General features: G+C 60.4%; 6 protein-coding genes and 4 pseudogenes. 4 read left to right on the top strand and 6 right to left on the bottom strand.

All coding sequences use genetic code 11. The annotated features are described in order from the left end of the window. Positions 1–322 precede the first annotated feature (322 nt). Positions 323–5764 (bottom strand): AAA family ATPase, encoded by a 5442-nt coding sequence (locus AB4Y44_RS36590; protein WP_368661895.1) that lies wholly within the window; start codon positions 5762–5764, stop codon positions 323–325. Between the two features lie 725 nt (positions 5765–6489). After that, a pseudogene (locus AB4Y44_RS36585) lies at positions 6490–7579 on the bottom strand (IS5 family transposase). A gap of 192 nt (positions 7580–7771) precedes the next feature. On the opposite strand from AB4Y44_RS36585, the pseudogene AB4Y44_RS36580 reads away from it, so the two are divergent. Beyond that, a pseudogene (locus AB4Y44_RS36580) lies at positions 7772–7930 on the top strand (IS630 family transposase); the annotation flags it as partial. A 10-nt stretch (positions 7931–7940) separates the two neighbouring features. On the opposite strand, the pseudogene AB4Y44_RS36575 reads toward AB4Y44_RS36580, so the two are convergent. Together AB4Y44_RS36575 and AB4Y44_RS36570 are read right to left on the bottom strand one after the other, a co-directional pair. Then, positions 7941–8651: pseudogene (locus AB4Y44_RS36575) on the bottom strand (nucleoside transporter C-terminal domain-containing protein); the annotation flags it as partial. A 12-nt stretch (positions 8652–8663) separates the two neighbouring features. After that, a pseudogene (locus AB4Y44_RS36570) lies at positions 8664–9115 on the bottom strand (IS6 family transposase); the annotation flags it as partial. Between the two features lie 350 nt (positions 9116–9465). Between AB4Y44_RS36570 and AB4Y44_RS36565 the strand changes: the two are divergent. The 3 genes from AB4Y44_RS36565 (at position 9466) to AB4Y44_RS36555 (ending at position 11500) form a co-directional block, all read left to right on the top strand. Continuing rightward, positions 9466–9894 (top strand): hypothetical protein, encoded by a 429-nt coding sequence (locus AB4Y44_RS36565; RefSeq protein ID WP_368661877.1) that lies wholly within the window; start codon positions 9466–9468, stop codon positions 9892–9894. A 132-nt stretch (positions 9895–10026) separates the two neighbouring features. Next, positions 10027–10365 (top strand): integration host factor subunit alpha, encoded by a 339-nt coding sequence (locus tag AB4Y44_RS36560; protein ID WP_069269036.1) that lies wholly within the window; start codon positions 10027–10029, stop codon positions 10363–10365. 856 nt (positions 10366–11221) lie between these two features. Then, complete coding sequence (locus tag AB4Y44_RS36555) at positions 11222–11500, top strand: hypothetical protein (RefSeq protein ID WP_368661876.1); 279 nt, start codon at positions 11222–11224, stop codon at positions 11498–11500. 287 nt (positions 11501–11787) lie between these two features. Here AB4Y44_RS36555 and AB4Y44_RS36550 read toward each other — a convergent pair whose 3' ends face one another. Together AB4Y44_RS36550 and AB4Y44_RS36545 are read right to left on the bottom strand one after the other, a co-directional pair. Further along, a complete protein-coding gene (locus tag AB4Y44_RS36550; protein WP_083245687.1) occupies positions 11788–12126 on the bottom strand; it encodes a type II toxin-antitoxin system RelE/ParE family toxin in 339 nt (112 codons plus the stop codon). Then, on the bottom strand, positions 12126–12410 hold the full coding sequence (locus AB4Y44_RS36545) for a type II toxin-antitoxin system Phd/YefM family antitoxin (RefSeq protein ID WP_342925222.1): 285 nt from the start codon (positions 12408–12410) through the stop codon (positions 12126–12128). The genes AB4Y44_RS36550 and AB4Y44_RS36545 overlap by 1 nt, the downstream gene beginning before the upstream one ends. Between the last annotated feature and the right edge of the window lie 244 nt (positions 12411–12654).

Here is a 12654-nt window from a genome sequence, read left to right as displayed (position 1 = left end):
CTTGCCTCCCTCCACCGTACCGAGCGGGCGCCTTGATTGTCCACAGGTTCGCTGCGACCGGGGGCAGCGCGCGGGTACGCGATTGCAGCAGGATCGTCTGCGCGGCCGGATTCGGGTTCGACTAATCGGTTGCGGCCGACACTTCGATCAAGACGACTTTGCCGTTGGCCTGATACCGGCGATGTCCGAGACGGGCGACTCGCGCGCCCGGGCACGACGGCGTGCGTGCGGGGGGAGTGCCCGTGCGACCGTGTAGACATGGCCGCTCCGGGTTGTCGGTCGTGGAAGGGTGCATGTCGAATACGCGTCCACGATGCCACGGCTATGTCGATGAGGCCGGATGGTCCGGAAGTTTCACCTTGATTGTCGTGCCGGCTCCCGGCGAACTGATAACGTTGATCTGACCGCCCAGCATCAGAACGCGTTCTTCCATGCCCGCGAGTCCGAATGAACCCTTTTTGGCCGGCTGAACATCGAATCCTCGACCGTCGTCGCGCACTTCGAGCAGGCAGCAGTCCCCTGTCCGCTCCAGCATGATGACCACATGGGGCGCCGCTGCGTGGCGGGCGACATTGGTCAGCGCTTCCTGAACGAGGCGGAACAGCACGACAGCGCAGGGCTCGCTCACGACGATATTCTCGTCGGGCAAGTGCAGGCGGCATACCGTGCGACCGTTTCGGTTGAACTCGGCCGCAAGCCACTCGAGCCCCGCTGCAATGCCGGTGTCGAGTGCCGCAGGGCGCAGCGCCGCGATGACGCCCCTGACGACCTGCATGGTTTTGTCCACCAGCGCAATCAGCGCCTGCGTCTGCTCGACCAGTTCCGGGCGATCGTTGCCCAGTCGCATACGTAATGCCGACGCCTGCAGGCGAAGCGCGGTGAGGTGCTGTCCAAGTTCGTCGTGCATTTCACGCGCGATGTGCTTGCGCTCTTCCTCGCGAGCCATTTCGCGATGTGACGTGAGTTCCCGCAGCATCTCATAGGACTCGCGCAGGCGGCGCTCCGCCTCCTTGAGCACCGTCAGATCGATCACGAACGCGACGCCTTCCTTCCCACTGCCGTCGAATGCCGCGCGGCCGACCAGGACGGGCACACGACTGCCATCCTTCCTGAAGTATTCTTTTTCGGTCGGCTGAATGTCTCCCTGGTGCCCGATCTGCGCGAGAGCCCGTTCGCTGCTTTCGCGCCACTCCACTGGGGTCAGGTCTCGCCAGGGCAGACGACCTGAAACAAGATCCTCGCGGTCATATCCCACCATGCGCAGGAATGCCTCATTGGCCTCAAGGATGTCGCCCTCTGCGTTCCACACAATGATGCCGATGATATTGGCGTCGACGAGTCGCCGGATCCGGGCCTCGCGCTCCTTCAGGTCGCGGTACAGTCGGGTATTCTCGATCGAGGTTGCCGCTTGCGACGCGAGCAGCCGCAGCACGCCAATTCGCGCTGGCGAGAAGGCACGGGTGACTAGGTTGTTTTCGAGGTACAGGGCGCCGATAAGCCTGGCCTGATTCGTCAGGGGCAGACACACAATTGAGCGGGCTCGATGCTGGAGGATGTAGGCATCTGCAGCGAACGCGGACGAGCGTGTGGCATCGTCGAGAATGACGCTCTGGCCCGTTCGCAACACATGATAGAGGACCGACTCGGGTATCACGTTGGGGCTCGCGGGGTCATCGCGTAGTTGCACGCGGAGTGTGTCCCCCGCGATTTTGGCTTCCGCGACTATCCTTTGTCCGCCCGCGTCTGGAAGAATCAGCAATCCTCGCTCGGCGCCCGCCTGTTCGATCGCAGTGCGCATGACCATATCGATTAGCTTGTCCAGGACGATCTCTCCGGAAACGGCCTGCGACACCTTGATGACAGTAGCAAGGTCGAGGTGTTCAACGGGGGTGCCGATCGTGCTGCCCGGGCCGGGCGCTCGCTCTTCGTCCCCGAGAAGCGGATACAGCGCTTCAAGTTGGCGTACCTTGCCTTCGGCACCCCAGCGTTGGTAGCCCCGGCGTGCGTCCTGCAAATACACGCGGGCAATCCTGTCGAAGCCTCGCGCCGCGTAGAAGCCTGACGCGAGTTCATTGGCAAGTGCTTCGTTGTGTACGAAGCCATGTGTACGCGCCGAGCGCATGGCCTCTTCGTAGAGACGCATTGCTTCGACATCGCAGCCGTTCAGGCGAGCCAACTCGGCGCCCACCAGCGCCGCACGGGTTGCAAAATTCTCCGGACAGTTCTCTGCCCAGATCTCCAACTGCCGGTGATGTGCGGCGATCGCGTCGTGGTGCTGCTGTCGCTCCGCGGCCGGGGCACGGTCACAATGTGCGGCCCGTGCCAGTGCACCGAAGAAATGGTATTCGCTTTCCTCCAGGTGCGATGACGAACTCCACAGTAGCTGCTGCGCAATCAACGCCGCGTTGATGGCGGCCACATGGTGGCCTGCAAGGAATCGTCCCTGCAGTTTCCGGATCCAGTACCAGCACGCGGCCGTTGCGAGCGCGGGGTTTCCGGACAAATGCTGTTCCATACGAAGTTCGTTAAATTCGTCGTCGAAGTGACCGAATTTCAGCGTCGAGCCCCGGAGCATCCGGATCAGCGCGAGTTGCGTAGTGATGTTATCTACGACAAGACCGAAACGCGCCTTGCTGGCGAACGCGAGGCCCTGTTCGGCTTCGCGCTCGACCTCGACCAATGGTGCACCGGCGAAAAGCAGGTCTGATACGATATGGCAGCACGTATAGGCGCCAGACGGGACGTCCCCGATCCGGCTCGCTGCTTCGAATGCGCGGCGCAGCACCTCGCTACTAACGCACACATGTTTTGTCCAGCGCACGACATAGAGGGCGAAGCAGAGATATGTCACCGCCTCGAAGCGTTTGAGCCCACGGCGCTCGACCAGATCGAAGCCAAGCTGGCCGAACTGGATTCCAGCGTGGTAATCGCCAAAGCGTGGTCCAGCAATCCGCGGGAACATGACATACGCAAAACACGACGCATCGCAGTTGCCATGCTCCAGGCTAAGGCTGATCAGCTTGCATATGGCCAGGGAAGCCAGGTTCGCGTCAAAGAACCAGGCCGGCCTCTGGAGCTTGCTCAGCACGTTGGCGGTCGCGAGAGACGGCAGGTCCTTCATCAGAGGCAGATCGATGAGCGTCCCGATCGTCCTGCCGCCGAGCCGTGACCGGATGCTTTCGTACTCCTGTTGTACGTCGCTCTCTTCCGGATGCGCTAACCAGTCGATACCAACGCGCCGGAGATGCTCGAGACAGACGTCGACTGCGTGACCACTTTGGTCGAGGGTCAGATAGACATCCATTTGCAGACACGTGACCTGCGCCTGTTCGACCGTGGTCCTGGCACGGCTTGATAGCACGGCTAGTCGCTCTTGCGCGACCGATAACCGGCCGGTGAGGAATTCGCATTCGGCAAGGTTCAACTGCAGCGCAAAGACCAGATCGCGCCTGCGTTCCCAACAATCGTCCCGCATGAGGTCCGCACCGGCGCTCAGATAGGTGAGCGCCGATGCATAGGCTGTTGACGCTTTTGCCCGCTGGCCGGCGCTCAGGTTGAACCCGGCCAGCTGCTCACGCTCTTGCCGGGAGGTCACCAGCGCTGCGCCACGGTTCAGTTGTGTAACGATCTCGAAGATCGCCGCTTCACGTTTGTCAGCGGGCGTTAGCGCCGCGAGCAGGCGTCCGATACGCAGGTGGGCGCCGGCGCGCGAGTGCTCCGGGATCAATGAATACGCCGCTTCCTGTACGCGGTCGTGTGCGAACCGGTAGGCAAGTTCCAGTTGCTCGACCAGCCCTTGATCGACCGCTGGCTGCAGTAGCGCCCGGACCGCCTGCCTGGAGACCCCCAAAACCTTCGGTAACATCGCGACGGGGGCGGCGTTGCCAAGGCAGGCGAGCTGTTGCAACGCGCGCTGCGTTTCGATGGGCAAGCGCGCGAGCTTCGCGACCATCAGGTCCACTACGTTGTCGGTATATCCCTTGCTGTGAATGCTGGGCAGATCCCAGCGCCAGCAGGTCGCGTCATGGTCGAAGGTGACCAGATCGACATCAGCAAGCGTGTGCACGAACTGGATCACAAAAAACGGATTGCCGGCCGTTTTCTCATGCACGAGCGCGGCAAGCGGTGCGGCGCGTTCACGCTCGCAGCAAAGTGTTTCGGCAATCAGTTGCTCCACGTGCTCGCGGGCGAGCGGCTCAAGGGCAATTTCGTCAAGCCTTGCGCCTGTGGTCCTGACGGTTTGAAGTTTGCGCATTAGTGGATGCTCAGCATCAACTTCATTTGCGCGGTAGGCGCCGATCAGCATCAGGTATCGCTGGTCTGGGCGGATGAGGAGATCTTCCAGCAGGTCCAGCGTCGCGGCGTCGAGCCATTGCAGGTCATCGAGAAACAGGGCCAGCGGATGTTCACGTTGGGCGAAGACACCGATGAAGCGCCGGAAAACGAGCTTGAAGCGGCGTCGCTCCTCGTGAGGTTCGAGTTCCGGGACGGGTGGCGGATCGCCGATGATGAGCTTCAGTTCCGGGATCAGTTCGGTCATAAGGCGCGCATTCGGCCCTAGTGCCCCGATCAACGTGTCGCGCCAGATGGCCAGTTCCCTGTCGTGCTTGCCAAGGAGCGGTCGCACCAGCCCCTGAAAGGCTTGCACCAGTGTCGAGTAGGGTATGTCGCATTTGTACTGGTCGAACTTGCCCGACGCGAACAGCCCCCGCGGCGGTACAAGCGCCCTGTGCAATTGGTTGACGACTGCGGACTTGCCGATGCCGGAATAGCCGGACACCAGCACCAGCCCAGGCGTGCCGCTCGTGACGACGCGCTCGAACGCAGCGACCATGGCCTCTATCGCGCGCTCACGCCCGTAAAGCTTCTCGGGGATGCGAAGCTTGTCGGATGTATCACGTTCACCCAGCACGAAGGCATCGATGTGGTGCTGGCGCTGCCAATCGGACAGGCACCGCCGCAGATCATGCTCGACACCGGCCGCAGTCTGATAGCGTTCCTCGGGAGTCTTGGCGAGCAGCTTCATGACAAGTTCCGAGACGACAGCCGGCACACTTGCTACCCGCGCGCCGGGCGGTACCGGGTTGCGTGCAACATGGCAATGTACCCACTCCATCGGATCGGCCGCGGTGAACGGCAGGGTCCCTGTGAGCATCTGATAGAGCGTGACTCCGAATGCGTAGAGGTCGCTGCGCGAATCGATCGAGCGGTTCATCCGCCCAGTCTGCTCAGGCGCCATATAGGCGAGGGTACCGACGATCGTTTCCGGCGGTTCCGGCGATTGCCGTTCATACGTGCGTCGAGAGGCGCTTCCAAAGCCAGTGAGCCGCACGTGGCCGTCGACGCAGTCCACCAGAATATGCGCAGGTTTGATGTCCTTATGCACGAGGCCGTGCTGATGGACTTTACCCAGCGCCGCTGCAATGCCCACAGCGAGGGACAACACATGTCCCACCTCGCCAGGTCCGCCGATTTGCCGCTCGAGCAGTTCGCCAAGCGGATCCTCGAGCACTAGTACCATCCGTGCGTCATCGCGCACCAGCTTCAAAGGGCGCGCTGCCCACTGACTGTTGAGTACGTCCTTCAGCGCGAACTCGTGAGCGAGGCGTTCGAGAAGGGCGGTTGGGGGATGTTCGTCGGCGGGACGTACCACCAGCACACTGCCGGTGCTGCCGGTGGGCTGGACCCGGTAGAGCGTGAACTCGCCATCCTCGCGCAGTATGCTGGCGCTGCGATTTACGTCGGTACCGTGTAGGGAGTCCATCTGACGTAGTTTATCGTCGCGCTCGTGCCCGTCAATCAAGAGAGGCAACTCATTCGTCTGCTCATACAGCGGCGGACGTGCCCTTCAAGCACACTACACGGCAACATCTGTGGAGTCAGCAACGCGTGTAGAGCCAGGCGTTCTTCTCTAGAACCGCCTCAATCGGCCGTGCTGGAGCCGAATCAGTACTTTCATTTATTGGCTGGCTAGCCCATGTGGCGCGGCCTTGGTCGACACAGCCGTCCCTTCCAACGGCGGAACCTGAAGGGGCTCGATGAGGGCTATCGACTACGTCGCCGCCGGCCCCGGTATCAAGTCGTTCACGTCTACGGCGTCGACCGGCTTCTGATTGAGAAAGACCAGTACCCGGCGGCGCGTAGCACGGTAACGCACCGAGGCGCGTCAGCCCCGGCGACGTCGACGGACTACGTTGTTACATGTGGACTCGGATCAAGAGGGCAGCGGCGCGGCACGAGTACAAGGTGGACGATTCGGCCTCGCTAGGTTTGTCGACCTTGATCCGAAAATGTTGGCAAAATCGGCGGCCAGAACGGGCTTTCTTCTTTAGCAGGCTGTTGAAAAGCGCCCCGTCATGACGACCGAAGCCATGTTCAGGAGGCTTGCGCGTGTGATTTCCCGCTGAATTACCGGTTCGCCGCGCAATCTGCGCGGGGCATGCGCACGCATGCAACCCTTGTGGCGCGCAATCTTCGCGCCGTGTCGGCTCATCGCGTCGCTCCTTGCGGCACCACCCCTGGCATTCGGGCCATGCGGGTCAGATTGCTCGCAACCATCGTCAGCATGAAGTGCTGGTCGACGCGCTTGATGCCGCGATAGACCGTCTGCCGGATCCGTCCGATGGTCTTGCCCCAGCCGAAATGCTCTTCGATTCGTTTGCGGATGATCTGGCTAATCCGGTAGCCCGCATGCCGCGAAGTGCGACCGTCGATTGCGCTGCCGCTCCAACGCTCATCGTTGCGCGCGACATGCGGTGTCACGTTGCGAGCGCGGCAATCGTTCACGAATTCGCGGGTGTCATACGCCTTGTCGGCACCAACTGTCTTCGCATGAGCGCCTGGCACGCAATCGAGCAATTGCAACGCGCTGGCCCGCTCGGCGAAACCATCTGCGTGACTGACCACGGCGCCGACCACCAGCCCCGAGCGATTCTCCATCAGGATGTGCCCGTGGTAGCACAGGATGGCAGGGCTCTTGTGGCTCTTCTTGAACAATCGCGCCTCCGGATCAGTAGTCGACTCGTGCGTGGCATTCCTACGTCGCCCGCCTTTCCAGTCAGTGTTGGCGTTGCGGCCACCGCCGGCCGGCGGACCATCGTCCGGGCCGTCCTTGCTGCGGAAGCTCTTGTGACTGGCCCACGCCTGAATCAGCGTGCCGTCCACCGAGAAATGGTCTCTCGACAGCAAGCCCTGCTTGTCCGCCAGGCTCATGACTTCGGTGAAGAACGCTTCCACGACTTCATGCTCCAGCAGCCGGTCGCGGTTCTTCGAGAACACCGAGTGGTCCCACACGGCGTCCTCAATCGCTAGCCCGACAAACCAGCGGAACAGCAGTTTGTAGCGCATCTGCTCCATCAGCATGCGCTCGCTGCGCACCGAGTAGAACACCTGCAACAGCAGCGCCCGCATCAGCTTCTCAGGCGCAATCGAGACACGGCCGGTGTCCGCATAGATGACGCTGAACAGCCCGTTGAGTCGTTTCAACGCATCATTCACCAGCAACCGGATCGGTCGCAATGGGTGATCTGCCGGGACGAAGTCCTCCAGCTTGACCCTGCATCTCATCCATTCCGCGCATCGCATCCGCTACCAAAGATTATGAACACGATATCCATAACGCTCGTCCCTTTACACGGGATCCAAATTCAACAGCCTGTTAGGGAAGCTATAAACTGATCCACCTGTCTCGAGCGCTCCATCACTTTGTCGCGTGAGGCCGCCACGACTGACGAACCCAAGGCCTACGACGTGATCGCGCGACTCACTAGTCATCCAGCGCGACACGATTGCGTGAGGCATCTTCACCACGGTAAAGGCTCTGGAGCGCAAGCTGATGCGCTGTATCCGCGAGCACAACAAGAATCCCAAGCCGATTAAATGGAAGTACGACGATCCATCGCGGCGAATTCGACCAGTGCCATTTCAATGACGCAGTTGACTAGCGAGACGAAAAGGCCAGCAATGGTCGCGCTCATCAGGTTCGACAAAGTGACCGCAGTCAGCGCCCGCAGACCATATCGGCCGACGCGTCCGCGGATGTCCGGGTTGATCGCGCCGAAGCTACCAGTCAAGATTGCGATCGAGGAAAAATTGGCGAACCCGCACAATGCGAATGAGACAATCGCCAATGTTTTGGGCGTCAAGATTTGCAGCCCGCTTGCGGCAACCTGAGCTGTAGTTTGCAGGTACGGTGCCAAACCTGTATAAGCAACATACTCGTTCAAGATCAATTTCACGCCAATGAAGTTTCCGGCGATCGATGCGTCGTGTCAAGGTACGCCGATCACCCACGCAAGTGGTGAGAAGAGTAGCCCAAGCAGCGACTGCAAGGTTACATCGTGGAACCCGATGAAGGTTGCGATGCCTGAGACCATGTTATTGAGCAGGGCAATGAGACCAATGAAAGTGATCAGCATCGCCGCCACGTGCATTGCGATCTTCACGCCAACAGAACCGCCCGCGGCAACTGCATCGATGACGTTGGCAGCTAGCTTCTCATTGAACTCCAGTGAGTCGACTTCATTGTGATTCATCTCGGTAACCGGGCAGATTATCTTCCCGAAAAGGATACCGCCCGGTCCCGTCATGAAAGACGCCGCGATCAGAGGCTCTGTCACGATCAGGTTGGCGGGACGAGAAAGCCCCGATATAATGAGGATTACTTACATGGCCAGCGAATAAAATTGCTCGGCAGTAGTCAACTGGATCCCAGCGGCTTTCATCTGCCCCTTCCTGATCATATGCATCACTCGATGCCCGACAGGATGATGCGGGCGCAACGAAAATCCTTGAAGCCCATCATGGGTTTGACAATCCGTTTGATGGAGCGATGGTTCTGTTCGACAACGTTGTTCAGGTATTTGACCTTGCGGATCTTGATGGGCGCTTCCCGTTCGGCGTTGATGGCGTGCAGGGCATCCAGATTGGCGCCGCTCTTATCCATAGTGATCGTCTCCGACTCGCCGTTCTGGTCGATGGCTTTCTCGAAATAGCGACGGGCGGCAGCCTTGTCACGATGGGCTCGAAGCAGGAAATCCACCGTCTTTCCGGCCTTGTCCCCAGCGCGATAAAGGTGTTTCCACTGGCCACGCACCTTGGCGTACGTCTCGTCCACCGCCAGCTCTTGCCGGGGCGGCCAGTGGAAATGTTTGCACTGGGCCGCATGAAAAAACTGCTGCCCCACACAGTTTGTTCTGGCTGAACTACATATCAATTATTTTGATGTTAATTGTCTTGTGTCTCTCCTCCCAGGAGGCGAAACTTTATCTCGCGCGGGCAGTGTGCGGTAACCAAGTGGGCTCGCCAATGGTTGAAAGATTGATTCAGAGTAGTGGGCGGCACCTCTTAAATCAGTAGGATCAGGTATGGTCGTTGAGCCACTAGCTGCTCGGGAATGGTTCGGCACCTTGCTGATGTTAGGCGGTGCATCACATCGCGTTTCCAATATCTCCTTCGTAAATTTATATGGCAGAGCTCGCAAAAATTACCGATGACACCCTTGGTGCTGTGCAAATTTGGGGGTTCCATGGAGAATGCAATGTAAGGGACGTCGCGGCGGCTCTTGAGGAGATCGCTGCGGGGCTAAAGGGCGACGGGCATACAATTCACGTGATGTCGGGCACCCACGGCTGTTGCGTGGGGCGAGTCGGTGCTGTCGCAATGCGCGAGCAAAGGTTTTCGGAACAAGATCGGGCTCTTGCCCACCCCATGACGGCAGACAACAAGGCCATTGTTGTGGCTGTCCACGACTTCAATACGAACAAATTGCCGGCTCCCGACTATGTGTCCGCAGCGATGGCCAAGCTCAACAAGGACATCCGCGCGATCGTGGCAGAGACGCCCGGGATTCCTACATTCCTGCTCGCCTATTGCTGCAGTGCAGGCACGAAGTAGCAGCGATGGGTTCCGCGGGGTTTTGTCTTCAAGTCGCCCCGGGCATGCAGCCAATCCACTGCTCGCTCAGCCCGAGCCGGAGCGAATGAGCCGTCCGGCGCGGCCGGGCCAACTCAAGTCCGAAGCAAGTCGATGAAGCGCGACTGGCCCGTCATGCGGACGGCCGACGCGGCGCGCACTCGCACGTTCAGGAAAGCTGATCTGATCGCGGCGCTGTGTGATCGTGCGGGGCTAAGCCGGGAGGAGGCGACTGAAATGATCGAGGCGTTTTTCGAGACCCTACGCGCCACGCTGGCTGCCGGCGAAACGGTCAAGCTTGCCGGGTTCGGGGTCTTTGCGTTGCGTGACAAGCCACCGCGCCCCGGACGCAATCCGCAGACCGGCGTCGCTGCGCCCATTGCGGCACGCCGCATCGTAAAGTTTCGCGCCAGCGCGCAGCTGCAGGCGCGCGTGGAGCGGGATGACGCATGAAGAATGAAAGATCCCCCCCCAGGTCGCGCTGATTCGGGCAGCCCGTGCTGAGGCGAACAGTTGTGTGGGTGATCGCGTTCATTGACGGTGCAACGACCCGGTGGTGGGGCAGCATCAATGACTGGCAGCCGGACGAAACCCGTCTGAGCTCGGCGCCACGCTTGAGCGCTACCTTGGGCTCGTGGAAGCGTACCGGGCAGGCCGGGTGCCACAGCGCACGCACTCATGGTGTACCGCGACGGCACGTTCGCTTCGGTGATGCTGGGCGTCAGCACGCCTGAGGCCATCGGGTCTTACCCAGCAAGGCAGCGGAGGTGGCGCGCACGCGCAACGCCGCCCTTGGCTGAAGGCATGACCCGGCAGGGGCACTGAAGACTGATCGCCACTGCTTCGGCGCGTGAAACTCCCCCCAGAAATGCGAACGTATTGCACCGCCCCTGTCAGGACAGGCAAGTACATCCCGGCCGGTTTTCGGCCACAGGACAGGAACGTGACGTTTTCAAGTGGAGGCGCACGAAGGGAAGATGGAGAGCCCTCATAAAAACGGGGGAGAAGTCGGTGGGAAAACAGGCAAGGCACCCTGACGGCGGCGCGAGACAGCCTTTGAGGGACGGGGCTCAGTCAACCAGTCCCGTTGTTTTGATCGCCCAGCGGATGGAATTGGCCCGCAATCCGGCGACGGGCAAGGAGATCAACGAGGCGACAGGAATCATCCGGGTGAAGACGCCCCTCTGCAGGGTAGCAATGCCCGCGTCGGCTATTCAGCACGTTTCGTTTTTCCGCACCGTGCCCCGGTTCACGGTTCCATTCTTGACGGGAGAGGTCAACGCTCAGTCCACACGAATTTGCAACCCTGATGCTGGTTCGCCACGCAGCGGATCAGCTCGACATGAACCGCGCCGAACTGGACGCGCTCCTCGAACGGCAACTGGCGATGCTGGAACACGGCTCCGTGGGCAGGCGTCGCGCGCACCTGACGGAAAGGGGGCGGCCAGTCCTCGACGTGCTGCATCCGGACAGCGTTGAGCGGCGAAATCGCGCACCCGGGGCTAACGCAGGCGGCGATGCCAGGGACGGAGTTCCCAAGCCAGTGTTCGCCGCGACGGATTCCGCAATGCCGCAAGACGGAGGCTGAATACTGGTGTCCCGAATGACGACTACCGCGACGGCAGTCGCGCATATCAGGTGCAAGAAAAGGCAACGAAAATAGGGCGCTGGGCTGCACCGCGGCAAAGAGGATAACTAAGGATAACGACGGCCATTAGGAATCCCGCGTCCGCCCGGGCATTACTGCGCTACAACCCCGGCTCGCTGGCCGGGCTCCCGCATTCCGATACGGTCACAATAATCTACAGGAAGGCAGGAGGACGAAGATGTCGTCATTGCCGTCACCGGCGGATAATTGCTGCGTCATCCTGACGCTCACATGAGTCGAAGGACGATCCTCTGGAGCAGGGCCGGCAGGTCGCGTCGTGTATCGACCACGAGGTGAATGAAAACCGTGTCGTCCCGCACCTGGTAGATGATCCGGTTCCTGCCGCATAGGGCCTGCCGGAAACGCTCATCGACGAAGCCTTCGAGTTCGGCAGGAATATGGCCACTGTTGGGATACTGGCGAATCTGCGTGATGGTTTCCTGAATCTGCGCCGATGTCTGACGCCAGGTCTCCCATCCGAAGGTTCGGACAATGTAACTTCTCAGCTCGTCGATGCCGATCCGCGCGGTCGGCAGGACGCGGTACTTCAGCGGCGAGGCCGGCATCAGCGAAGTTTTTCCTGGCGGTCGAGTTCGTTGAGCTCCCCGAAGAATTCGTCGCCGTCGACATGGTCGTCGCGCTCGATATGCTTCTGGCCGATGGCCAGGAGCTTCAGCAGCGCGATGGTCTGCTGGGTCGCGTCGTAGGTTCGCACGTCCTGGACCACGAGTTTTGCTTCACCGTTCTGCGTGATGATGAGCGGCTCTCCCGAGTCGGTGAGGTCCTTGACGATCTGGGCGGCTTCGCTTTTGAGGTAGCTGATCGGCTTGACGTGATCGGCGAGGTGCATGGGGCGCTCCGTTGGGTCTAATAGGACTAAATATAGACCGTTATCGGTCACATCGCAACCGGTTACGAGGCTGGCAGCCGGCGTATTTAACATAATTAACATTATCGCAGTTTTATGTGTGGGGGCTACGTCCTAATGTCGTGTTCTGGCTATTTACAGATGTCGTGTTTTTGAGCGCTGGCAAGCTGGCAGACTGCTGCAACCGCTGCGGGGCCTGCCATGAAGCCGGACACGACGCTGGTGA

Source organism: Paraburkholderia sp. BR10937 (assembly GCF_040965695.1).
GTDB lineage: Bacteria > Pseudomonadota > Gammaproteobacteria > Burkholderiales > Burkholderiaceae > Paraburkholderia.
The sequence above is the reverse complement of the archived record's forward strand: the minus strand, read 5'-3'. Positions and strand labels throughout refer to the sequence as shown.